This is a genomic window from Paenibacillus sp. 37, assembly GCF_008386395.1.
Classification (GTDB): Bacteria; Bacillota; Bacilli; order Paenibacillales; family Paenibacillaceae; genus Paenibacillus; species Paenibacillus amylolyticus_B.
Genome location: NZ_CP043761.1, coordinates 1,220,369 through 1,243,749, shown reverse-complemented (window position 1 = coordinate 1,243,749; position 23,381 = coordinate 1,220,369). Strand labels below are relative to the sequence as shown.

The following is a 23,381-nucleotide window of genomic DNA, read 5'->3' as shown; positions in this document are numbered from 1 at the left end:
GTTCATGGTAATCATTGCTTATACCGCACAATTCTAGCGACGCGGTGCCGACACGCCTTCACCGTTCTTGAACTTCTCTGTGGCTTCCTTGATGGCTTGATCTCCACCTTTGGATTTCCATTCCTCAACTACCTTCGGCCAATCGGAGATCGGCTCCTTGCCATAAACCATCTTGATCATGTGAGTAAGCAATACCTGAGGAGGTGTATCCGAATTGGGAGCAATCTCCGGATTCTGTACAAAGGCCTCCAACCGCGGATCAAAGTTGATGCCATCCCGACCTTCTTTGGCTAAAACCGTATCATAAATATTCATCAGCTTTCTGCCTTCTTCAGTAAGGGATAGGGAGCCTTTGTTGTATGTTGTGTCCTGTACGAACCATAAGAAGGATTGACGGTAACGCTCTTCGTCCACGCCAGCGGAATCCGTTGGAGCGGTGTACGAAATCACGCCATTATCATCTGTGTAGGTTTCTCCTTCCGTGCCGTACGTGAAAAACTTCTCCGCTTCGTCGGACACCATCCAGTTAAAGAAACGGATAATGGAAGCCGGATCAGCCGCATCCTTATTAATAAAGTAAGCACGCGTCACCGGACCGTACAGATAATAACCGCCTTTTCCGTCCGGGCCGACAGGAGAAGGGATAATCTCGATTTTGGCATCGGGAACCGACGCTTTAATCTGCTTCTCCCATTGGATCAGTTCGTTGGCATTCATGGACCACATGCCCGCTTTTCCAGAGAGAATCGTATTTTTGAATACGGTGGAGTTGATGGTCGCAAACTCTTTGTTAATTAGCCCTTCCTCGTACATCGTCTTATAGACCGTCAGGGCTTGCTGCATATTCTCGTTATCCATGAACTTGGGTACAATCTGGTCACCCTGCTGCTCCATCATGGACAGGAACTGCTGCACATCATAGGCACCAAAGAAGGTATCCGCATATTTGAAATCCTCACGCCCCATATATGGATTCTCCACGCCAAGCTTTTTAAAGGCGCGCAGCACTTCCATTGTCTCCTCCACCGTGGTAGGCACCGGCAATCCGGTTTGATCCAGCAGATCCTTGCGAATCCAGGTTGCCCGGCGTGAGGGATTGGATAAATATTCGGGGATGGCATAGATCTGGCCGTCATGGGTAACCTGGTCCCAGGCTTCCTTCGGCACGGCTTTCAGCAAATCTTGCCCATACTGCTGCAACAACTCATCCAGCGGCTGAAATACTCCAGCTTCGACCGAGCCGGCCATCTCCTTGCCGTTGACGCCGCCATCACCCTGCACCACATCAGGAATATCATTGGTGGCAAACATCTGGACCATTTTCTGCTCATATTCCTTATGGGGCACCAGGACAATTTTGAGATCGGTACTGGTCAGATCCTCCAGCTTTTTCACCCATTTATCCTGGTTGATGTCGGGCGACTTCTCCACATACGTATACGCCAGCGTTCGCAGTGACATGGAGAACCTCGTCTTGCCGTCTCCCCCATTCTCACCGGATTTCGCCCCGCTTCCAGTGCTGCATCCCGCCATGACGGTTGCCGCCAGCATTAGCGCCATGCCTGTGACCATCCACTTTTTCATGCTACCCCTCTTTTCATCCTGATTTAGATTTAGGTACCACTCGTTGGTGAAGCGCTTTCATATAGATGGTAAAACATCCCCACCGCCTGCAACAATGGGGATGTTTTAGATGAGATTGCGTTTTCTTTAGGTCAGCACTCAGCGTTCAACCACATCCATTCATATAGCACTATATAAATTGAACGTACAAACTTTACACTCAGCCACTGCGATTGCAGTACCCTCTTCCGATCGCTGTTATCCCCAGATTTTTTCGATTCCCTTTTCGGAGGGGAAAATCCGGGGATAAAGGCGAACGCTTCGCTTCTTCTGATGGGTTCTGCACTCTTCGTTCTTGTGTAAATATTCAGTTCATCTTAACTAGTACGTCTTGGATACCTCGATCTTCTTTGTTACACCATTGTCGGTAAAATAAAGATGAATGCCGTGATCCTGGTCATCGATGAAATAAGGGACATACTTGGGCTCATCGATCTTATACGGCACAAGCAGCGTTACAATGGTATGACTTGTGGCAGGCCGCGTTTCCGCGCTTAGATGATAATGCCTATCCAGCCCTTCGTACTCTGAGGGGTCCACCTCTGCAAATTGATCTGTCTGGCTGAGCGACAGCTCACCGGAGGAAGCATATACAAATGTTCCCTCAAGCCCCGCCTTATTCCCGTTCAGACGGAAACTCTGCCCTTTCAGCTGTAGCGGGTGTAGTGCATGGAACAGCCATTGAACGCTGTCCGGCTTCTCCAGATCAATGTGGTCCACAATGACGAAGTAGGAGGATTGCAGAAAATGTATCTCCCGTACAACACGCTTCACATGGGGTACGGTGCTGGCATAGGCATCGGTCGCCAATGCGCGCACATAGCCATCGCCATCCCGCCAATAGGCATCTTCGATCTTCCCGGTTGCCGCCATATTCAGTACCTTGTTGTTCTCGGCATACTGACCTGCTCCGCCAATCAGCAGGTTGTTTTTGGAACGTGTCTGCCTGCGCCATTCCCGGTGAAAGGAACTTCCATGCGCGATATAATAGCCCGTATCCGCCGCAAGCGGCTCACCGAATGCATGCAGGGTAAAGCTGTTCTGATCCGCATGACTGTGGCTGATAGAGCCGTAACGGCTCGACTTGAGCAGCAACATGACATGCTCATCCGGATCGTCCATCCGGTGATGCATCGCTACCCAGCCCACATCCCGGAACCACTTAAGCGGCTCGATATCCACTGGCAATGCTTCCTCCACCTGCGGATAATCGTGGCGGTAAACTAAGTCGTCAAAGTTAAAGTCCCACCAGCCGTAGTTATAAAAGGCTCCCTCTGTCCCCGGATCGGATTGGCGTACACGCTCAAAGTACCACTGGTACCAGCGGTTGCCTGTAACACCTGCCAGTTGGCGCACAAGATAGCCTGTTTTCAAATTTACCGGATCACCCAGCGTAGACTGATCTCCAAAGCTGGCGCGCCGTGCATCAGGCGGGTAGACGTAGAACGGAAAATCCCCGGTACGCTGGAAGAATGGTCGACGGAAGAAGTCGATACCCGCATAGTTTCGCAGCAGATTCATCGCTTCGGTCACATAGGCCATGCCTGTTGTCCAATACATCGGGCCTTCGGCCCATCCCCCATCACTGCCACCCCAAGGGGAATACAGACAGGCATAATAATCGATTGCATAATCCAGCCACTCTGCAGCCTGCTGCTCCTCATGCAACAAGGCCATACAGCAGGGCACAAGTACTGAGGACAATGAACGCACCGCATGGCTGTCATAGGGTACATGATGAATCTTCGAGCGGACCATCACATGCTGGGCTACCTGTTCTGTCCGCCGCAGCAAACTGCGCCTTACCACATCTTGCTCTTCACTGTTCAACTCATCATGCAACCAATCATAGCCCCAAGCAAGCGCCGCTGCGACCCGAAAGGCCGCCTCATCGTTATAATCGCGGGAGGTCGTTCCCTCCGTATCCCAAGCCGCCACATGCAACAGCCAGATTTTCGCCGCTTCAAGCAGCCGTTCGTCTCGAAGCACCCGTCCAGCGATACTCAGATGACGAATCGCATATAACACTTCCTGACAGTCAATATACATTTGCCTCCAGAGCGAAGCGACACGTTTGTTCTCCGGGTAAGGCTGCGGTTCACGAATTGGCTCACGATTGGCCCACGGCTCCACGGATTTTTCCATAAATACATTCCAGCCGCAATATGTAGCATCTGACGCAATGCCATCAGCAAGTGCCTTTAGCTCATCCTCTCCGAGCCACAGCCGTGGGTGAGACGTGTCTGTGGAAACGTATCGCTGTGCCCGGGAAGGTAGAGGTGTCTCCGGTAATCCCACTGGGACCATAAACCGCCTCACCTCACTCCATGATGACATTTCCTGCTGTTTCTCCTGCACGGCATCCGTTTCGGCTTCGCTTCCTTGCTGCACTGGATGATCCACAAGCAGCGCATATCGCCAATAATACTCTCCAGGATCAAACACCCGGTCAGGGGTGAAAAAATTATACGGGAGCGGCGTGAAGGTCATCGTCTCTTCTTCCTGAAAAAAAGGGCTCGCCGATACTTGCAGCAGATAGGCATTCTCATCCTCCTGTTGTGCCGCCATCCAGGTAAACCTTGGCGGATTCTCTGCCAGAATGGTATGTTCATCAGGTGCATAGTCCACATGGAACGGCCCGCTAATAGGTTGGTACAACAGTCTTTCTGCAAGCTTCCGTTTCACTTCCATCGTATCGTTCCCTCCTTATCGCAATGTTGTAGCCTCAACGCATGTACATTCCGCCATTGATTTCTATCGTCTCTCCGGTGATAAAAGCCCCCAGGTCAGAACACAGGTACAACGCCGCTCCTGCAACATCATCGGGAGTCCCTTCCCGTCCAAGCGGGATGCTGCCTACTGCAGAAGTCCGGCCTTCTGCCGAGGTGAACGTAGCATGGAATGCCGTCTGTCCAATGAAGCCCGGTGAAAGGGCATTAACCGTAATCCCCCCAGGAGCCAGTTCTTTGGCAAGCCCTTTGGTTAACGCAATGACAGCCGCCTTGGAGGCTGCGTAAATAGCTGCACCCGGCCCCCCACCATTATGAGCCGCCACCGAGGTCAGATTGATAATTCGTCCGCCTCCAGCCGCCTTCATGCCAGGAATGACCGCTTTGGAGACAAATACGGCGCTCTTCAGATTGACATCCATAATCCGGCTGTAAAGCTCCTCGCTCATCGTTTCAATAGGGCTCCGCTCCACCAGATGCCCCGCATTATTGATCAACAGGTCAATTGGACCGCCGAAACGAAGCGTGATATCCCCAACCATCGATTCTATGGCATCCATATCGGTCACATCGGCCTGAAATGCCGCCGCTTCACCACCAGCATCCCGAATCGCTGCCACGACCTCCTCCGCCCGCTCCATATTATGCAGACCATTCACAGCCACCTTCGCCCCACAATGAGCCAATGACCCGGCAATAGCAGCGCCAATCCCTCCACTCGAACCTGTTACCAACGCAATTTTGTTCTGCAAGTTAATATTCATGTTTGATCTTCCTCCCTGTTATTGGTTTCAATTACATTAAATCCGCTTGCTGTGCTGATCGGCCGGAAGCGCCATCGTAATGGTCGTTCCCAAGCCCCGCTCACTCTCAATCATCAAGCCATACGTTTCTCCAAATACCAGTTGAATCCGTCGATGGACATTCATAAGACCAATGCCTCCACGATGGTAGACATCATCGGAATCTTCCCCTGCCAGACGATTCAATTCCAGACGGTCACGCAGCTTCTTCAGGCGTTCATCGTTCATGCCCATGCCGTTATCCTGCACGATCACAAGGAAGCGATCTTCCAGGCGCCGAGCATCGATGCGGATATAATGACCCGGTTCCATGCCCTGTGGAAACGCATGTTGCAGCACATTCTCCACCAGGGGCTGGAGGGTGAGACGAACCATTTTTTCCAGCAACAGATCCGGTGCAATGATGACCTCCACTTCAAGCTCCCGATCCATGCGATGTTTCATGATGGAAAGGTAGGCGAGCACATGCTTCAACTCATTGGCCACCGTAATTTCCTCCAGATTGGTCTGAATGGAATAACGGAGCATGTGGGCCATCGATTCCACCATCTGTGCAATTTCTTCGGAGTCCTGTACAACGGCATAACATTTGATCGTCTCCAGCGTGTTGTAGAGAAAATGTGGATTGATCTGCAACTGGAGCGCCTGAAATTCCGCACGGTGTCGTTCCAACGCCTCCTGCTGTAGCTCAATTTCCGACTTCTGGCGGCGCAGCTCCGACTCGTATACACTCTCAATCATGTCCGACAGACGGCTGACCATCAGATTATAGCTGCGGATCAGCACGCCGATCTCATCACGCCTTTCCTTCATCTCCACTTTGTTCCAGATTCCCTTCTCCGTCTGTCTCATTCCGTTCATCAGCACCCGAATGGGTTCCACTTGAGATGCTCCGATCCGATACGCCACAACAAGCGCAGCGAGCAAGGTTCCTGCACCAACCCATAATGTAGCTGAGCGAATCGTTGCAATCGGCCTTTGAAGCTCCGACAGCGGTACGGAAGCGACAAAGCGCCAGCCCGAATAGGCAGACAGTTCCGATATAAACAGCCGTTTGGTGCCATCCGTGTTCTGTTCCAGTGACCCTGCCTCCATGTGCATAAGTCTGTCCACGGTGCCGGATGACATCACGGTTTGCGCCTCCTCGACCCCAGGAAGGTAGATGACATTTCCGTTCTGATCCATCACATACTGATATCCCCCTTGACCGAGATCGAGTTCTCCCCAGATGTTGTCAAGCTCCAGCACATTCACTTCCATCGCCAGCACTCCGTTTGGTGTGTAGGAGGATATCCCCCTGATCCGGCGTGCAATCGTAATGACATTCGAACTCTGTCCACTGCGAATACTGCGGGTGAGCAACGTCGATTCGCCATTCGCAGGGGTTGCAGCGAGCAGCTCCTTATACTGCTGGGCAGCATCGATATCGGGTATGCCCGCTGAATTCTGGTTGTCATCGATGACAACCCGCCCGTTCTCCCCGATAACATACAGAAACTTGATCTGTGGATATAACATAAAAACAGGCGGGAACACGTTCCTTTTAATCTGACGGCTATACTCGTAATAGGCATAACTATCCTCCGAATTCATATCGAGGAAGTGCTTCACACTTCCGTTCGAGAGGATGGAGTAGGTCGCGCGATCATAATTTTGCAAATACAAATCGGTCTGGTACGCCGTATTACGCATCGTTTGCGCGATGTTGTCCCCCAGCTGATCGTTCATCTCAGTTGAAGCATAGGTATAGGTAAACAAGCCAATGGCAGACAGCGACAACGTAATTACGATGGCAAAATGAAAGAACAAGCGGATCGACAGGCTTCGCTTCATCATTCAATGCCCAACTTACTGCGATATTCGGACGGGGTCAGTCCGGTAATTTTCTTGAATGTCTTGGTAAAATGGGGATGATCCGCATACCCCACTTCGTAGGATATATCCGTAATCCGGTTGCCCGGTTGTTCCAGCATGCGTTTGGCCAGTTCCATTTTGCTGCGTATCCGGTATTGGATAAAGGTCTGACCTGTCGTCTGTTTAAACAGTTGGCTGAAGTAGGATGAGTTCAGTCCAAGCTTGGAAGCAATCTCGTCCAGTGAAACTTCCCGGCGCAAATGCTGCTCCAGATAAGCCTTTGCTTCTTCCACCGGATGCTTGCGCTTGCCACTCCGCTTTTCCTTGATCCTATTCATCAACGTCTGGATTTCGTTGCCCAGAGCCTCGAAGCACTCTTTTGAGGAAGCGCTTACAATTATCTCACTGGACGTACTCATCGTTCCGTTGCCACGGGCGTTCATTCTGGCTACAATCAATTCCAGCAATTCCTGAAAAAGCTCCGCTGTCTGCTCAGGCATCAGGGCATATGCCGGATAACGATTCGACCATGCTGCGAGCAGTTCCGTCACATCGGATTGCCTTAACTCCCATATAGCCTCTTCCAGACGCATGGCCCAATCATTCAGCTCCCTCACGGGTACAAGGGATACCGTAGGTTTATCCTCTTCGGATGCCAGCAATTTGAGCAACAGTTCATGAAGCTCCTGTCGTCCCACTGGTTTGAGCAGATATCGTTTTACCCCATAATCCATACAGGCTCTTGCATATTCAAAGTCTGAATAACCGGAGACTACAATAATGCGCATCGTACTGCCTTGCTCGGATAAACGTCGACACAACTCAATGCCATCCATCGTTGGCATGCGAATATCCGTGAACAGGATGTGTGGCCGAAAGTCCTTCACCACCTGAAGAGCCTCTTCCCCATGCGCCGCCTGCCGAATCTCACAATCAAACAGTCCTGCTTGCTCAATCATCTTCGCCAGACCCATCCGAATCATCGGTTCATCGTCCGTAATCAAGATTCTGAACATCGCCATTCCCCCGTTTCCGTCAGATCTGTATGCTGCTTGTAGTTAAGATTTGACGGAGCCGACCATGATTCCTTTTACAAAATGCTTTTGCAGGAAAGGGTATATGATAATGATTGGCAAGGTGGCGATGATGATGGTCGCCATTTTGATGCCTTCCGGCGATGTATGTGCAAGGGTGCTATAGACGGCAGAACCCGGATCGACGGAAATATCGTCACTCTCAAATAGCTTCTTGAGTGTTACCTGGATCGGCCACCAGGCTGGATCATTCAGATAATACAGGGCGGTGGAATAGGTATTCCAGTGGCCTACCGCATAGAAAATGCCGAGTGATGCCATGGCCGGTTTGGACAATGGGATGACGATACGCCAGATGATGCCAAACTCCCCACAGCCATCGATGCGGGCGGCATCGATCAATTCACCCGGTAGCTGGGAGAAGAATGAACGCATGACGAAAAAGTTAAAGGCGTTAATCGCTCCTGGCACAATCAGCACCAGTGGATTGTTGACCAGATGCAGCTCCTTCATCAGGATAAAGTTCGGAATGAGCGGCGCCGAGAATACGACGGTCACCAGGACAAACATGACAACAAGAGAGCGACCCTTGTACTCTGGACGGGACACGGGATACGCGAGTGATGCGGTTGCGGCGAGATTGACCAGCGTACCGACTAACGTTACCCCAACCGATACCGCAAAGGCCCGCCAGAAGGCAGCATCGCCGAATACATATTCGTAATTGATCCATGTAAAAGCTACAGGCCAGAAGCTAACCTTTCCGCCCATGATCGCTTCCGAGCTGCTAAGTGATTGGGCCAGCACATTAATGAAAGGCAGAATCATCGTCAACGAGAGCAGCGTAAGAAAAACGAGATTGCCAATGCGAAATATACGGTAACGGACACTGGGGGTACGCATCCATCTCGCCTCCTAATACAGGCTTTCGCCGGTTGTTTTTTTGCTGAAAAAGTTACCGAGTAGAATAAGCATCAAGCCCACGACCGACTTGAACAATCCGATGGCCGTTGTATAACTGTATTGCTGTGAAAGAAGTCCAGCTTTGTAGATATACGTATCCAGAATTTCACCAGATTCCAGATTGAGCGGATTCAGGAACACAAACACACGCTCAAAACCCAGATCGAGGAACTTTCCGATGTGCAGCAACAACAAAATCATAATCGTTGGCAGCAAGGATGGAAGGGTAATCGACCATATTTGCTTCAAACGCCCAGCTCCGTCCACCTCTGCCGCCTCATACAGATCGGGATTGATGCCCGCAATGGCTGCCAGGAAAATAATCGTTCCATACCCAGAGTCACGCCAGATGCCGGAACCAATCAAAATGGAACGAATGTACGAGTCTTCTCCAAGGAAGTAGATTGGTTGCATCCCCAGAAACCCAAGTGCCTTGTTTACCACCCCGGCGTCCATCGAGAAAATGCCCATGAAGATCCCGCTAATAACAACCCAGGATAGAAAGTGAGGCATGTATACAATCGTTTGCAGCAACCGTTTAAACACAATCATCCGTACTTCATTTAGCAGAATGGCCAGTAAGATCGGTACCGGGAATGCAATCACCAGATCATATAGTCCGAGCAGAAGTGTATTATTGAGAATTCGCAAAAAGTCATAATGGCTGAACATCTTCTGGAAATGCTCCAACCCTACCCAATCACTGCCGGTGATGCCTTTGAAAATGTTGTAGTTCTGAAAGGCAATCACTGAACCGAATAAAGGTACATATTTGAAGAGGAAAAAATACAGGATACCCGGTAAGGAGAGCAGATATAGTATCCGGTATCGCCACAGATAACGTCCCGCATCTCCGAGCCGAACGCCCAGACCAGACGAGTGAAGTCCGGTTGCCCCCCGGCTTGGTGGCACGATATCTGTCGGCTTCACGTCTTCTCCCCTCCCTGCTTCTGTGATTGCGCACTTCTCAAGTTATCAGGAACGTTCTCGTCCCATGGGATTTCATTGAATTCGATGGAAATGTAATCCGGCTCACGGTCGATAATACGCGAGAGCTCACGTGTGAACACCTCCACTATCTCCTGCTTTTGCTCATCCGTCCTGCCTTCATACAATCTGATCGTAATTTCTGGCATCCGATTTAAGCTCCCTTCATTACGTGATGTAAACGCTTAACAACTTCATCTTAGCGTTCCTGCGAAAGGGCAACAATGGACTGTCTTTTCGTTCACTTGTGTTTTCTTTAGGTCATGACAAGCAAGCTCAAAAAGCCCCCTTACGAATGGGGACCTCTTAGAACATAATATTTTTGGGATATATAGTAATTAATTTCATCTATCTCACTAGAACCTTGCATTAACAAACGTAATAATAAAGATCGAAAGTGAAAAACACGCCCACAGAACCAGTACCTTAGAACCATTTTTGCTCCAAAAGCTAATGTTAATATGACTTTATAACGATATATTCTACGAAGTAACTTACCTGGGGGTCCTATAAGTGAAGTAGAACTTGTAACAATGCAAAAAGCACACTGAAGCATGAGAGAATGTCACGTAACCACAGCAAAAATCAGAATTATAGAAGTTGTACGATAGCATTTTCCCACTAAATATTCGTTAGATTACATAGCGTATAGCATCCCATCCAGGTATAGTGCATTTTCATATTTGTAGAAGGAGTGAACCATCTTGTTTAATAAGCTTCGCTGGAGTACCATGCCTTTCTTTATCAAAAATTTGGTGATTTCATTTGGCAGCATCATGTTGATCGGTGTAATCCTGATTACTGCCGCGTATCAATTGCAAAAAAATATCTTGGTTGAACAGTTGCACGACCAGGCTACCGTCATCACCCAGAAATGGTACGATGATCTCGACACTGCCAAAGTGGCAGAAGCAGCTAAGGAAAAAAGCTACGCCGGTCCTGTACAGCTGGAAATGAAAACTTATCTCGATTCCATCCATGAATTCTATCCAAACATCGCGCAAGCGTACATTTTTGGTTCAGAACTCGAGCAAGGAAACGGAACGTCCATCATCGCGATTCCAACGAACCTGTTGGAACCATTCGAGCAAGACAATCTGCCCGCAGGTGCCATGTACCCACTGCCTCAGAATAACGTTGTGGTGCTGGAACAGATGAAAAAGGACGGAAAGCCGGCCTTCAGTGATTTCTACACCGATGACTACGGAACTTGGACTACTCTGATCTATCCGATTAATAACGCAGATGGCTCCATGTACGCCGCTCTTTACTTCGATGTAGATGCAAGCGCCGTTCCAAAAGGTCTGAACAAACTGCTTACGTACGGTTTGATGTTCCTGATCGGTTTCCTGATCCTGTTTATGGTGTTGCAATTCATTTTGCTGAAAAGAACGTTGCTTCCGATCCGCAATCTGATGAAAGGTATCGAAGAAGTCAGCACGGGTAATCTGGACGTAACCATCGATACCGGGCGAGATGATCTGGGTATCATCAATGAGAAGTTTAATGCGATGATCCATCGCTTCAATACAACCATCTATAAAGTACAGAATACTTCACATCACCTCTCGGAATCTTCCAAGCAATTACTGGGCATTTCCGAGAAAAATAATGTGAACATTCAATCCATCAGCACCAATATTCGAGAAATATCTACTGGACTGGTGTCACAAGACAAAGCCACTGTGGAGAACGCACGTGCCATGACAGAGATGTCAACGGTAGTGCAGACGATCGCCAGCAGCTCAGCCGATGTGGCAGATGAAGCACTTAGCATGGAGCAGCGCTCCAGCACAGGTAATGTGGTGATGCAACAAGTCATTGAACAGATGCGCCTGATCTCCGGTGCGGTGCAAAATACGTCAAACTCGATTCAGTCTTTGGAGAATAACTCGAATCAGATTAGCAACATTGTTAACGTGATTACGGAGATTGCTGGACAAACCAACTTGCTTGCACTTAACGCTTCGATCGAGGCGGCCCGCGCAGGTGAAGAAGGAAGAGGTTTTGCGGTGGTTGCAGGGGAGGTACGTAACCTGGCAGAGCAATCACAGGAATCAGCGAAGCAAATTCGACAGTTGATTGAAGAAATTCAACGGGATATCATGCAGTCTTCCGAGGCGATGCAGTTGGGTTCCAAGGAAGTTACCAAAGGCTTGGAAGTTACCCAAGAGACTGGCGTATTCTTCGAGAATATTCTGACTGCTACGAATAAAGTTGCAAATCAGATTCAGGATATCTCCAGTTCTACGGAAGAGATCTCGGCAAGCACACAGGAAATGTCTGCCACGGCCGATGAACTGTCTGCCAATGTCAGCAAGGCAGCAAGCAGCAGTAAACAAATTGAGCAGTCCATTGATGAGCAGGAAGCCTCCATGGCAGCCATTGTGAGTGCCTCCGATGAGCTCTCGGTTGTATCCGAGCAACTGCAAGAACTGATCTCATTCTTTAAAGTACGCGCAGAATAGAATTAGTAGGATATATATATAAGTAATAAGACACAGTAAAAAAACCAAGGCTCATGAGTGACTTCACTCAAAGCCTTGGTTTTTTTGTTGTTACCAGGGTAGGTGGGTAGGTTCTAGTTTTATACTTCTCGGTATCATTTAACAGACAGTATTTCATAATTGCTGGATTCTGGCTCTTAGATTTTTGACGCAGAGCATGAGTTGAAAGTTTCATTTTCTATAAATTCAATTTATTTTTATTTATGGAAATAATAATATATTTTAAAACTTTACTATGATATAGTTACTCTACATTTAGCAAATAAAACCAGAAAAGAGGATATCATGAAAAAGACATTTTTGCTCAGTTTAGCTATGTTCCTACTACTTCTCCCTTTTTCCTCAACAACATTTGCTTTTCAAGAAAGACTTACTGTTTCTGACACCATGCACACTGCAGAGCGGTTAGTCTCGAACAACAATACATATATAATGGGACTAAATGGCTTTGGAGTTCTTGAGTTAAGAAATGTGCGCAATAAAACTCTGTTATGGAATACCAATATCAAAGATCTAAGAATAAATATGCTAATAATAGATCAATACAACGGTAGATTGAAATTGACCGACTATAGCAATACCCCCTACTGGACATCCGATAATCAGGCGTGGGCCAATACGTGGTATGGCCCGGGAAATGTGCCTGAAAATCTTGTGGGCGACCTGCTAATCATGCAAAATGATGGGAATTTAGTTCTGTACAACACAAAGAATATAGCTAAAGGATGGTATCCTGTATGGGCTACTAACACAGGAGGACAATAACATTAAGAATCATTTTTTACCTGTCTGCCTGATTAAAAGGGTTGATTTACTAAAATGTATTCCTACATTACTAATTACAAACAAAAGATGGTATAGTGACTAGTTTCTTAGTCACGTACCATCTTTTTTAATGCGAGGAATCTGGTAAGATGTCCTCTCTCCCTCTACAAGCTTTTATTATGACAATGATCACATCCACCTGCCTTGTCCAAGTGCTACAGTTATAAACGACCAACTGACCATAATAGTAAAATGGTCAGTGAAGAATTTACCTTACCGTTTCTCATTTCAACCTATAAGGAGGTGAATATACCATGAAAACGATAGATCGAAGGCAACAGGTGATGGATTCTGCCGAGAAATCCTTTGCCTTGTTTGGCTACAAGGCCACAACGATGGAGCAGGTTGCGAGACTTGCCAATGTGGGCAAGGGAACGATCTATACTTTTTTCGAAAATAAAGAAGAACTGTTCAGCGAGATTCTGCGCTCGATCATTGCGGATATGAGACAGATTACAGAGCAGACGGTGAAGGAAGAGAACTCCTTTCTGGATAACGTGCATATGAGCATGGACTCTCTGCTGGAGTACCGGGAGGAACATGAGCTGTTGATCAAGCTCTTTCAGGAGGTTAACGAGTTCGGTACTCCGCAAGCCAAGGAAGGTTTGCAGCAAGTGGAGACAGCCATTCTCGAATATTTGGAGCGTCAGGTCAGCCGTGCCATGGAGTTAGAGCAGATTCGGAGGGATGATCCCAAGTTGGTTTCTTTTGTCCTGCTGAAGCTGTATGTCACCTTAACCTCAGATTGGAACAAAGCGCATCCTACGTTGCACAAAGATCAGATCAAGGATTTTGTGGGCCTCTTTCTCAAGAATGGCTTATCCCCCACCTAGAGAAAGGCATGCCAATAGATTCACAACTTAATAGAGATAGAACAAACGGATTAGCGTAAGGATAGGGAGAGAACATGATGAAATCATTCCACGTATTTGGGCAGGATCTGAAGTCCGCCTTCAAGAAACCAAAAGTATTTATTCCGATTCTCGTTGTACTGTTCATTCCGGTATTGTATAGTGGCCTGTTCCTGAATGCATTCTGGGACCCCTATGGCAAAATGAATGAATTACCTGTAGCCGTGGTCAACACGGATCAGGGCGCAGTCTACAATGACAAATCACTGGAGGTCGGTCAGAATCTCGTCGATGAATTGAAAAAAAGTGATGATTTCGACTGGCAATTCGTGACTCGTGAACAAGCAGAACAAGGCATGCAAGACAACATGTATTATATGACGATTGTGATTCCGGAGGACTTTTCCACCAAAGCAACAACCCTGATGGATGAGCACCCCGAGCCGGCCGACCTGATCTACGAACCCAATGAAGGATACAACTTCCTCGCAGGTCAGATTGGTGGCACGGCGGTCAAACAAATTCGCTCCAAAGTCGCTGCCAAAGTCACAGAATCGTATACCGAAACGTTATTGGATCAGATCGAAAAAATCTCTGGCGGTTTGGCGGATGCAGGGGATGGCGCAGGTCAGATTCATGATGGTGCGATCAAGCTGGATGACGGTACTGCTACATTAAAAGAGAACCTGTCCAAACTGGCCGCTGGCACCGACAAGCTGGAAACCGGCATAGTTCCGTTAAAAGAAGGTGCGTCCACTCTCGCCCAAGGCACACGTGATCTTCATACGGGCGCGAGTGCCCTTTCCAGTGGGCTGTCCCAACTCGCAGCAGCAGGTACGAAGCTGAGTGATGGAGCAACCCAGGCTGAAACTGGCGGCAAACAGCTACAGGCTGGCATTCAATCTGCTCAAGAAGGCGCAGCTAAGCTAGATGCTGGATTGGCGGCTTCCGAGGAAGGCAGCGCAAAGCTGACTGCTGGGCTGCAAAGTTCTGTTGTGGGCAGTGGCAAAGTTAGCGAGGGGGCAAAAGCGGTTGCGCAAGGTCTTGCCCAATTAGCCGAAGCGAGTCCAGAACTGGCCGCAAGTCCAGCTATGAAGCAGCTCCTGGCAGCAAGTCAGGCAGTTGCCGCTGGTAGCGAGCAGGTGTATCAGGGCGGGCAACAATTGGTCGCAGGCAGTCAAAACCTGTACGCTGCACAGCAGCAACTGCATCAAGGCAGCAGCCAGTTGGTACAGGGTGAACAACAACTCGTACAAGGTGCCACGCAATTATCCGCCGGACATGAAAAGCTTGCGACGGGACTACAGCAATTCAATTCCAAATTATCCGAAGCAGCGTCTGGAGGAGCCAAACTTGCGGACGGTTCAGGTCAATTGAATGCGGGTGCAGGCAAGTTGGTTGCGGGTGTAAGCCAACTTACAGATGGAATCACAACCCTTGCAGATGGCTCACATAAGCTGGATGACGGTGCAGGTCAGTTAAAAGAGGGTACGCTCAAATTAACCGACGGCTCTGGCGAACTTGCCACTAAGCTCAATGAAGCGGCTGAGCAGACGGCTAGTGTGAAAAAGACCGATGAACTGGTAACCATGTATGCAGAGCCTGTTCAGGTCGATGAGCATAAATATAATGAGGTACCCAATTATGGTACAGGATTCTCGCCATACTTCCTGTCACTGGGGCTGTTTGTCGGGGCATTGATTGCCACTTTGGTTGTGCCAACTCGCGGCAGCACGGTTAGCGAGGCAAGTGGCTGGAATCGTTTTGTGAGCAAAACGCTGGCTTTCACACTCATGAGTGCTGTGCAATCCCTGCTTGCTTCATGGCTCGTATTGTACAGCTTGGGTCTGGAAGTTCAGAGCGTTCCGTTGTTCCTCTTGTTCAGCTTTGTGACCAGTCTAAGCTTCATGTACATCATTCAGGCTTTGGTGACTTGGCTGGAAAATCCGGGACGATTCCTCGCCATTCTGATGCTGATCTTCCAGCTCACCACCAGTGCGGGCACTTTCCCGCTCGAACTGATTCCAAACTGGTTGAAGGTGTTTAATCCATGGCTGCCTATGACCTATTCGGTAACAGGTTATAAAGCAGTTATCTCAAGCGGACAGTTCGGCGTGGCTTGGGATCAGATCGGTATTCTCTGCATCTTCGCTCTAATGGGTCTGGCAGGAACTTTAACGTACTTCCTGATGCACCGGACCACGGAGAACGAAAACGTCAGCAGTGAAGTCGCAATTCACCTGTAAAAAAGGAATATAAAAAGCAAAGGCGTGTACCGATGCCACACACTCTTCTGGACAACAGAGGTGTTGGCTAAGGTACGCCTTTGCTTTTTTAGTTAGAGATACAATCTAGGTTTGCTAACTTCAATATTTCTAGTATGTAGAGTACATATCAAAGCCTGTGACAGCGAAAGTAAACAATAGCACGAATGCAATAAGTAATACATACATCGCCGTACCGATTATTCCACAAACAAGTCCAGCAATGGCTAATCCTCTGCCTTGCTCCATGCGAACTCTGATCTCTTTGAAGGCCAAAGATGCAAATATAATCGCGGCGATTCCGATTAAAATTCCCACGTAAGGAATCGTGACGGACAGAATCCCCAAAACAAGTGATACAATCGACTTACTATTGGTCTTTGGTACTACATAAGGCGGTGGTGGCAATGTGTCGTTATAATAACGATCTACATCATTTTCGCGATGTTCCAAGGTAAATCCTCCCTGTTCTTTACTTATAGATTGTACTTCAAGGATATGAATGTAAGAACCCCTTTATCCGTGTGATGATATAAATCAAGAATACCTCTAACATATAGATATTATTATAGTCGTAATACTTTTCTGAATATCTTTGGGGGATCACTACGATGAAAATCGATAAAGTCATGAATATACTTATGATTGTGATGCTTGTACTTATTGCTTTTTATCGGAATAATGTGGCTGTATTATGTTTTAGTATTGTTATGTTTGGAATCATGAGTTATACCACTTATCGAGTTCGAACACATTGGAATGTAGTAACTTATATCGTGTTGACCCTGGTATTGATGATCTGGAACATATACCTGTGGACATAAGCTATTACTTTCAAAAAAAAGAACGCAATCCCTTATTACTCATAGGATTGCGTTCTTTATATATTTCTTAGATTGGAATGCCTTTTATCCTTCCACTTCCACCCGCTGCAAAAATGTCCGGGTACGCGCAAGCTTTGGATTGCCGAAGATCTGTTCTGGCGGTCCCGCCTCTGCAATCTCCCCGTTATCCATGAAAAATACACGATCCGCAACGTCACGGGCAAAGCCCATCTCATGCGTGACGATCATCATGGTCATGTTCTCCTGCGCAAGCTGTTTGATGACACGCAGCACCTCTCCCGTCAGTTCGGGATCGAGTGCCGACGTCGGCTCATCAAACAGGAGAATGTCGGGCTGCATCATGAGTGCGCGGGCAATAGCTACACGTTGTTTCTGTCCACCGGACAGATTGGCTGGATACGCGTCAGCCTTGTCCGACAGCCCTACTTTGCCGAGTAATTCCAGACTGCGATTCCGGATGATTGCCAAGCTTTCTTTTTTCAACGTCTTTGGTGCGAGTTCCAGATTAGCTTGTACAGTCAGATGCGGGAACAAGTTGAAATGCTGGAACACCATGCCCATGCGATCCGTCATCTTGCGAATATCTGCGGCACCCGCGTAACGGCCATTATCAACCAACGTCTGATCCTGAATACGAATTGTTCCGCCCGAAATATCCTCCAGATGAATCAGGCTGCGCAGCATCGTACTTTTCCCCGAGCCCGAAGGCCCGATGACGGCAATTACTTCGCCTGGTTCCACGTTGAAGGATACCTGTTTCAGCACATCAAGTGTACCGAATGATTTTCTCAACTGATTTACTTCTATTATATGTGTCATAAGCAGACAGTCCTTTGATTGATCAGATTTAATTTATTCAAATGAAAACCGCTTCTCCAGTGCCTTGAACAGCACCGTGAGCACGAGTGTCATGAGTAGATACATAACCGCTGCCACGAAGAAAGGGATCAGCTGCAAGTCGCGATTTACCGCCGCTTGGGCGTAATACAACAGCTCAGGTACAGCCACGGCATAGAGCAGTGCCGTATCCTTGATGAGCGTAATGGACTCATTGGCCGTTGCAGGCAATACTACACGAATCATCTGAGGAATAATGACTTTAGTCATCGTTTGCCACTTTGTTAACCCCAGTACCTTCGCTGCCTCATGTTGACCTTTATCAATGGAAAGCAGTCCGCCCCTGAAGATTTCAGCGAAGTACGCCGCATAGTTCAGGATGAACGCAATCCCCGCTGCTACAAAGCGATCAAACACCAGATACTCTCCAATCACCGGCAGCAACGGTAAACCGAAGCAGAAGAATAGAATTTGGAGCAGTAGCGGTGTTCCTCGCATCACATATACATACGTATGGGCAATCCATGCCAGTAGTTTAATCTGGCTTCTCATCGCAAGCGTGACCGCAAATCCAAGCGGCACGGATAACACGATCGCGAGCAAGAACATGAAAATGGTGGTCTGCGCACCCTCTAGCATCGGTTTTAAAATGGTCGATAGATAATCCCAACTCATTGTTTTGTCTCCTCTAATCTGTTAACCCCGCATTCCTCCGAAGCATAAATCGCTCCAGCGTGGAATACGGGGTCCGTTTTGTTTCTAACTATATATCAGGTGTGTAACCTGCCTATTTCAGAACCTTGTCTTCACCCAACCATTGAGTGGAGATCTTAGCTGCTGTTCCATCTGCATTCAGCTCATCCAGCGCTTTTTGCAGCTGATTCAGAAGCTCTTCATTGCCTTTTTTGATACCAATGCCATATTGTTCCGGTGCAAGAGATTCATCCAGCAGTTTAAATGTTCCCTCTTCTTTGGACATGTAGTATCTCGCTACCACTTCATCAATGATGACCGCATCCAGACGTTTTGTCTTCAGATCCGTCAGTGCAAGCACGTTATCCTTAAATTCGGAAGCTTTTACTTTATCCTTCAGGGGACTAGCTGCCAGTGCATCTGCCGCCGAGGACAATGCCTGTAATCCCACATTTTTACCATCGAGTTCATCCAGCTTTGTAATTGGCGAGTCTGCCAAGGTAATCGCGACCTGACTATTTTCCAAATACGGCTTCGTGAAGAGCACTTTCTCTTTACGCTCATCCGTAATGGTGTACCCGTTCCAGATCATATCGATCCGGCCACTGTTCAGCTCTGACTCTTTGGAAGACCAGTCGATTGGTTGGAATGTAATTTCTTTACCCATTTTCTCCGCTGCAGCTCGTGCGTAATCAATATCAAAACCAACAATTTCATTCTGCTCGTCCCGGAAGCCCATTGGAGCAAACTTATCGTCAATCCCTACAACAATCGTGTTATCGTCTTTGCTTGCGGAACTGGAACAACCAGCCACAATCAATACACATATACTAATGAATAATAGTAGAATCGCTTTTTTTCTCAACTTGAACCCCTCCATGTCTATAACCAAAACCCAAACGCTTTAGTTCGTTACCACGTTATCAGAGATTTATAATAACATAGCATGGAAGAAGAGTCGAGTCTCTTGCCTATTTCCTTCTATTTCATGTAACTTAATTGTCAACAATTTGTGAAAAAGCTTCTTTCACTTGTACCGGTTCCACCAGCTTGTCGCGTACAATCGAATTCCATAATTCCGGGTTCTGAAGCTCCTTTAATTCCCTACCTGTCCATTGTTGGGCGGCTTCACGACGTAAGATATGGCTTGTATTCTCTAACTGGTAGACGACCTGCTCCAGATTATCGATCATCACAAAGTTAGCAATCGCATTATATACCAGTATCCGCTCAAGTTCCTCTGCATCCATCTCATGCGTATTCAAGCTATAATTCACTTGAGCCGTGAACGTCTCCGGGTACAGTTGGTAACCATTCAATCTTTCACGTAATGGTAAAGCCTGATTCAGATGACTAAGGTTTGAATTATCACCCATATAGGGACTGCGATATTTGGCTAAGGCGGTAAAATCATGCGTCAGCGGATTTTGCTGTTCTGCTTCATATCGATTCTGCTTTGCCTCGTTCCTCGGATTAACGAACCCCTCAACGAACACGAGGCCAACCACACCGAGAACAATGAGTGCAATAATCCATATATTTTTCCCTCTCATGACACATCACTCACTTCATATTTGCTAATGATCCGATACGCACGATGCACTACCAAAGGAATAATAACGCTCAGTAACGGGATAGCAAAGGCAATCGCCATCACAGCAAACTGATAAGGTCCATCCACTTGAATGGGTCGATTAAACCAGATGTTGCTTCCAAATCGCAACGCCGCCTGCGTTCCCCATAGTACAATCATGAACACCGCCCACAACCACCAAATTCTGCGATTCCACTGCATGAAGGCATGGGTTCGAATCACTGTGGTTTGCACTGAAGTTGCTGGATCATTCGTCCTGTTGGTCAACATATACAATACATATGCCCCCCCAACAAGGAGGCTCACGAGCATAAGCAGGTTGTTTATGGCGGAGCCTTGCATCACCACTCTCGTTGGAATGGTTATGATCCAGGCTATAAGGCTATAAATCAGAGCAGACTGCAACAACGCTGTCCAGTAAGGAACACGTTGTACCCTTCGATGGCCACTCATCACTTGATCCATACCAGCGATATGCTGAATGGCAGTCTGGAACGCCTTCTCTTCAGTCATCCCCTGCGAGATATAATCGTCAATCCGCGCAGCGAGATTACTGTGAATTTCTTCTTTTAATTCTCGATTGTCCAATGTATCTGGTCCGTGAGCGAACAGACGATTCACATGACGGTTGATGCGAGCTTCCAATCTCATAGGTCTTCATCTCCTTTTTCTCCAGTGACAATCATGCAATCAATCAGTGCCTTGGCTGCCTGCCAAGCTTGAACCTGCTCTCTATAGGCTTCGAGGCCTTGCACTGTAATTCGGTAATATTTGCGTCGTCCTCCCTGTGTCTCTCCCCCCCAGTAGGACTCCACATATCCACTCTTCTCCAGCCTCTTCAAACTGGAATAAAGCGTGGGTTCCTTCAGTTCAAACTGTTCTCCGCTCTTGCGATAGATTTCCTTAATGATGCTGTAGCCATAGTTATCTGCGGGTATAAGTACACTGAGAATGATGGGGTCAATATTGCCCCGAATCAGATCACTGTTAATCACTTGCACATCCATCTGTGAGTTTCACCGACTTTCTTCCATCCTGCGTATACTATAAGACATATTACTATGTCTGTAAAGGTAATATGTAACGCATGGTAAAGATACTTCAAATCGAGCAATATTCCTCACTTGCTTTTCATCTGGATACAAATGTACCACCTGACGAGTTCACTCTGGTCGAGTATGTAAATGGGAAGGCACGTCCCATCTCTTTGCGAGAAGGTCCATTCCAGTTGGAACTGGAAAAATGAACTCATTATTATGGAGTCTTTGCCCGGTGGATATCCCCTCAAAATTCGCGGGTTTCCTTGGGTGATACTTCTTTTGCCTTTGTTATCCGTGGTGTCGAAAAAAAATAAAAACAAACAGGGCCCCTCCATTTGGAGAGGCCCTACATATTTTTACCTACTGCTGTACTTTCTCACGATCTTTGCCTTTATCGGATTCACCTGCGTTTTTGTTGGCAGCATCCCGATCCTGTTGCATTTCTTCAACGGTTTTTACTTTAAGACGTGCAGCCCCTTCATACGACTTCGTCGGAATCAGATTGCCAGCAGCCAGCCTTGCTTCAGCGGCTACAATAGCTTCACCATACTGCGGCAACCACTGAGCCTGTGCAACCAGCATTTCGTCGACCATCTGCCAGATCTCTTTTGGGTTACATACGGCACCCACGAGCGGGTCCATCATGAACGCCTGACGAAGTAATTGGTCGTCTCCGTTCACAGCAGCTTCAACCGCAAGCCGTTGCACGGAAATGCTCACATTACATACCGCGGCTGGTCCCAGTGGCAAATCGCCTACATGCGGCATGGAAATGCCGTTGCGATCCACATATCCCGGTGCTTCAATAATCGCATCATCTGGCAGGTTCGAGATGACTCCATTATTAACGGTATTGAAATGTCCACGATAGACACGTCCCGTCTCCAGCCCTTCGATAATATAGGAACCATGCTCCTCGCCCCGTTTTTCCGGAATGAATTGCATCGGTTCATCCTTCATCCAATTAGGAAAATCAGTCTCGAACCAGTTGCGCCCCTCCGTACATACCCGCAGATAGCCACCTGTCTCTCCATTGATCCAGTTGCCCAGGTCGATCCATTCGTTGATCTCTTCCGGACGTTTGCGGTACCACGGCACATATTCACTCAGGTGACCATTCGATTCCGTACTGTAGTATCCGAAGCGGCGCAGCATATCGATCCGTACTTTTTCGGTACGGCTGTACTCTGGATGTTTCTCAAAAGCTTCGAGCAGATCACCTGTAAGATCTTTACCTTCATGAGAAGCCTGAATATACCAAGTCTGATGGTTGATGCCGGCACAGACAATATCCACTTCACTCTTTTTCAATCCAAAAGCTTCAGCAATCTGATGATGACCATGTTGTACCCCATGACACAGTCCGATCGTCCGCACACCGCCATACTTATTGCAGGCCCATGTGAGCATCGCCATCGGATTGGAATAGTTCAAGAGCAGCACGTCAGGTGCGCTATGTTCACGAATATCTTTACAGATATCCAACATCTCAGCGATTCCGCGTTGTCCATACATAATGCCACCTGCACACAGCGTATCGCCGACACATTGGTCTACCCCGTATTTCAGTGGAATATCCACATCTGTTGCAAAAGCTTCCAGTCCCCCAACACGAATCGTACACAGTACGTACTTCGCATCTTTCAACGCTTCTTTCCGATCCGTTGTCGGCTGAATCTGAATATTCAATCCATTCTCACGGATATCCCGCTGACATAGCTCAGTCACCATATCGAGATTGTGCTGGTTAATATCACAGAATGCAATTTCAATGTTGTTAAACTCTGGTACCGTCAGCAAATCCCTTAGCAATCCCCGTGTAAATCCAATACTTCCTGCCCCGATAAACGCCACTTTAAACGTCATGTCTATGTCCTCCCCTAATCCGAATCTTTCGCTTCGGTTAATGACTCTCTTCATGAAATCATTGTA

22 protein-coding genes are annotated in these 23,381 nt (G+C 47.7%); 6 read left to right on the top strand and 16 right to left on the bottom strand.

The genetic code is table 11. From position 1 onward, the window contains the following. Positions 1-33: 33 nt before the first annotated feature. The 8 genes from F0220_RS05495 to F0220_RS05460 all read right to left on the bottom strand — a co-directional run bounded on the left by F0220_RS05495 (position 34) and on the right by F0220_RS05460 (position 10,142). Entirely contained in the window at positions 34-1,584 is a 1,551-nt protein-coding gene (locus tag F0220_RS05495; protein ID WP_149846344.1) for an extracellular solute-binding protein, read from the bottom strand. Between the two features lie 360 nt (positions 1,585-1,944). Next, the gene (locus tag F0220_RS05490) at positions 1,945-4,314 is read right to left on the bottom strand and encodes a DUF4962 domain-containing protein (protein WP_149846343.1); all 2,370 of its coding nucleotides are present in this window, start codon (positions 4,312-4,314) and stop codon (positions 1,945-1,947) included. Between the two features lie 34 nt (positions 4,315-4,348). Then, on the bottom strand, positions 4,349-5,116 hold the full coding sequence (locus tag F0220_RS05485) for an SDR family NAD(P)-dependent oxidoreductase (RefSeq protein ID WP_149846342.1): 768 nt from the start codon (positions 5,114-5,116) through the stop codon (positions 4,349-4,351). A gap of 36 nt (positions 5,117-5,152) precedes the next feature. Next, a complete protein-coding gene (locus tag F0220_RS05480) occupies positions 5,153-6,991 on the bottom strand; it encodes a cache domain-containing sensor histidine kinase (RefSeq protein WP_149846341.1) in 1,839 nt (612 codons plus the stop codon). Then, the gene (locus F0220_RS05475; protein ID WP_149846340.1) at positions 6,988-8,025 is read right to left on the bottom strand and encodes a response regulator transcription factor; all 1,038 of its coding nucleotides are present in this window, start codon (positions 8,023-8,025) and stop codon (positions 6,988-6,990) included. Before F0220_RS05475 ends, F0220_RS05480 begins: the two co-directional genes overlap by 4 nt. A 42-nt stretch (positions 8,026-8,067) precedes the next feature. Next, complete coding sequence (locus F0220_RS05470) at positions 8,068-8,946, bottom strand: carbohydrate ABC transporter permease (protein WP_149846339.1); 879 nt, start codon at positions 8,944-8,946, stop codon at positions 8,068-8,070. Between the two features lie 12 nt (positions 8,947-8,958). After that, positions 8,959-9,876: an ABC transporter permease gene (locus F0220_RS05465; RefSeq protein ID WP_197997778.1), complete on the bottom strand. Its 918-nt coding sequence runs from the start codon at positions 9,874-9,876 to the stop codon at positions 8,959-8,961. Positions 9,877-9,932: 56 nt separating this feature from the next. Continuing rightward, entirely contained in the window at positions 9,933-10,142 is a 210-nt protein-coding gene (locus F0220_RS05460; protein WP_091015745.1) for a tautomerase family protein, read from the bottom strand. Positions 10,143-10,724: 582 nt separating this feature from the next. Here F0220_RS05460 and F0220_RS05455 point away from each other — a divergent pair. The 4 genes from F0220_RS05455 to F0220_RS05440 all read left to right on the top strand — a co-directional run bounded on the left by F0220_RS05455 (position 10,725) and on the right by F0220_RS05440 (position 16,422). After that, on the top strand, positions 10,725-12,461 hold the full coding sequence (locus tag F0220_RS05455; protein WP_149846887.1) for a methyl-accepting chemotaxis protein: 1,737 nt from the start codon (positions 10,725-10,727) through the stop codon (positions 12,459-12,461). A gap of 324 nt (positions 12,462-12,785) precedes the next feature. After that, positions 12,786-13,265 (top strand): hypothetical protein, encoded by a 480-nt coding sequence (locus F0220_RS05450; protein ID WP_149846337.1) that lies wholly within the window; start codon positions 12,786-12,788, stop codon positions 13,263-13,265. Positions 13,266-13,579: 314 nt separating this feature from the next. Then, on the top strand, positions 13,580-14,158 hold the full coding sequence (locus tag F0220_RS05445; RefSeq protein WP_149846336.1) for a TetR/AcrR family transcriptional regulator: 579 nt from the start codon (positions 13,580-13,582) through the stop codon (positions 14,156-14,158). Between the two features lie 77 nt (positions 14,159-14,235). Beyond that, positions 14,236-16,422: a YhgE/Pip family protein gene (locus F0220_RS05440; protein WP_149846886.1), complete on the top strand. Its 2,187-nt coding sequence runs from the start codon at positions 14,236-14,238 to the stop codon at positions 16,420-16,422. A gap of 129 nt (positions 16,423-16,551) precedes the next feature. Here the strand turns inward: F0220_RS05440 and F0220_RS05435 are convergent, their stop codons facing one another. Beyond that, entirely contained in the window at positions 16,552-16,893 is a 342-nt protein-coding gene (locus F0220_RS05435; RefSeq protein ID WP_149846335.1) for a DUF4190 domain-containing protein, read from the bottom strand. Between the two features lie 158 nt (positions 16,894-17,051). Here F0220_RS05435 and F0220_RS05430 point away from each other — a divergent pair, with 158 nt between their 5' ends. Next, a complete protein-coding gene (locus tag F0220_RS05430) occupies positions 17,052-17,264 on the top strand; it encodes a hypothetical protein (RefSeq protein ID WP_091015752.1) in 213 nt (70 codons plus the stop codon). An 84-nt stretch (positions 17,265-17,348) separates the two neighbouring features. Here F0220_RS05430 and F0220_RS05425 read toward each other — a convergent pair whose 3' ends face one another. The 6 genes from F0220_RS05425 to F0220_RS05400 all read right to left on the bottom strand — a co-directional run bounded on the left by F0220_RS05425 (position 17,349) and on the right by F0220_RS05400 (position 21,416). After that, positions 17,349-18,104 (bottom strand): amino acid ABC transporter ATP-binding protein, encoded by a 756-nt coding sequence (locus F0220_RS05425; RefSeq protein ID WP_149846334.1) that lies wholly within the window; start codon positions 18,102-18,104, stop codon positions 17,349-17,351. A gap of 33 nt (positions 18,105-18,137) precedes the next feature. Next, positions 18,138-18,797: an amino acid ABC transporter permease gene (locus F0220_RS05420; RefSeq protein ID WP_149846333.1), complete on the bottom strand. Its 660-nt coding sequence runs from the start codon at positions 18,795-18,797 to the stop codon at positions 18,138-18,140. Positions 18,798-18,909: 112 nt separating this feature from the next. Next, a complete protein-coding gene (locus tag F0220_RS05415) occupies positions 18,910-19,680 on the bottom strand; it encodes an amino acid ABC transporter substrate-binding protein (RefSeq protein WP_036672520.1) in 771 nt (256 codons plus the stop codon). Between the two features lie 130 nt (positions 19,681-19,810). Further along, positions 19,811-20,368, bottom strand: coding sequence for a DUF4825 domain-containing protein (locus F0220_RS05410; RefSeq protein ID WP_149846331.1), 558 nt, complete (start codon positions 20,366-20,368; stop codon positions 19,811-19,813). Continuing rightward, positions 20,365-21,060: a permease prefix domain 1-containing protein gene (locus F0220_RS05405; RefSeq protein ID WP_149846330.1), complete on the bottom strand. Its 696-nt coding sequence runs from the start codon at positions 21,058-21,060 to the stop codon at positions 20,365-20,367. The genes F0220_RS05410 and F0220_RS05405 overlap by 4 nt, the downstream gene beginning before the upstream one ends. Further along, a complete protein-coding gene (locus F0220_RS05400) occupies positions 21,057-21,416 on the bottom strand; it encodes a PadR family transcriptional regulator (RefSeq protein ID WP_149846329.1) in 360 nt (119 codons plus the stop codon). The genes F0220_RS05405 and F0220_RS05400 overlap by 4 nt, the downstream gene beginning before the upstream one ends. Positions 21,417-21,496: 80 nt before the next feature. Here F0220_RS05400 and F0220_RS32390 point away from each other — a divergent pair, with 80 nt between their 5' ends. After that, positions 21,497-21,655, top strand: a complete 159-nt coding sequence (locus tag F0220_RS32390; protein WP_188310521.1) for a hypothetical protein — start codon at positions 21,497-21,499, stop codon at positions 21,653-21,655. Positions 21,656-21,809: 154 nt separating this feature from the next. Here F0220_RS32390 and F0220_RS05395 read toward each other — a convergent pair whose 3' ends face one another. Next, positions 21,810-23,315: an alpha-glucosidase/alpha-galactosidase gene (locus tag F0220_RS05395; RefSeq protein ID WP_149846328.1), complete on the bottom strand. Its 1,506-nt coding sequence runs from the start codon at positions 23,313-23,315 to the stop codon at positions 21,810-21,812. Positions 23,316-23,381: the final 66 nt, after the last annotated feature.

Coding starts and splice junctions, on each gene's coding strand:
- F0220_RS05480 (WP_149846341.1), bottom strand. CDS start 6,991: ATGATGAAGCGAAGCCTGTCGATCCGCTTGTTCTTTCATTTTGCCATC.
- F0220_RS05395 (WP_149846328.1), bottom strand. CDS start 23,315: ATGACGTTTAAAGTGGCGTTTATCGGGGCAGGAAGTATTGGATTTACA.
- F0220_RS05490 (WP_149846343.1), bottom strand. CDS start 4,314: ATGGAAGTGAAACGGAAGCTTGCAGAAAGACTGTTGTACCAACCTATT.
- F0220_RS05470 (WP_149846339.1), bottom strand. CDS start 8,946: ATGCGTACCCCCAGTGTCCGTTACCGTATATTTCGCATTGGCAATCTC.
- F0220_RS05455 (WP_149846887.1), top strand. CDS start 10,725: ATGCCTTTCTTTATCAAAAATTTGGTGATTTCATTTGGCAGCATCATG.
- F0220_RS05425 (WP_149846334.1), bottom strand. CDS start 18,104: ATGACACATATAATAGAAGTAAATCAGTTGAGAAAATCATTCGGTACA.
- F0220_RS32390 (WP_188310521.1), top strand. CDS start 21,497: ATGGTAAAGATACTTCAAATCGAGCAATATTCCTCACTTGCTTTTCAT.
- F0220_RS05400 (WP_149846329.1), bottom strand. CDS start 21,416: ATGGATGTGCAAGTGATTAACAGTGATCTGATTCGGGGCAATATTGAC.
- F0220_RS05485 (WP_149846342.1), bottom strand. CDS start 5,116: ATGAATATTAACTTGCAGAACAAAATTGCGTTGGTAACAGGTTCGAGT.
- F0220_RS05445 (WP_149846336.1), top strand. CDS start 13,580: ATGAAAACGATAGATCGAAGGCAACAGGTGATGGATTCTGCCGAGAAA.
- F0220_RS05410 (WP_149846331.1), bottom strand. CDS start 20,368: ATGAGAGGGAAAAATATATGGATTATTGCACTCATTGTTCTCGGTGTG.
- F0220_RS05440 (WP_149846886.1), top strand. CDS start 14,236: ATGAAATCATTCCACGTATTTGGGCAGGATCTGAAGTCCGCCTTCAAG.
- F0220_RS05495 (WP_149846344.1), bottom strand. CDS start 1,584: ATGAAAAAGTGGATGGTCACAGGCATGGCGCTAATGCTGGCGGCAACC.
- F0220_RS05450 (WP_149846337.1), top strand. CDS start 12,786: ATGAAAAAGACATTTTTGCTCAGTTTAGCTATGTTCCTACTACTTCTC.
- F0220_RS05420 (WP_149846333.1), bottom strand. CDS start 18,797: ATGAGTTGGGATTATCTATCGACCATTTTAAAACCGATGCTAGAGGGT.
- F0220_RS05405 (WP_149846330.1), bottom strand. CDS start 21,060: ATGAGATTGGAAGCTCGCATCAACCGTCATGTGAATCGTCTGTTCGCT.
- F0220_RS05430 (WP_091015752.1), top strand. CDS start 17,052: ATGAAAATCGATAAAGTCATGAATATACTTATGATTGTGATGCTTGTA.
- F0220_RS05460 (WP_091015745.1), bottom strand. CDS start 10,142: ATGCCAGAAATTACGATCAGATTGTATGAAGGCAGGACGGATGAGCAA.
- F0220_RS05475 (WP_149846340.1), bottom strand. CDS start 8,025: ATGTTCAGAATCTTGATTACGGACGATGAACCGATGATTCGGATGGGT.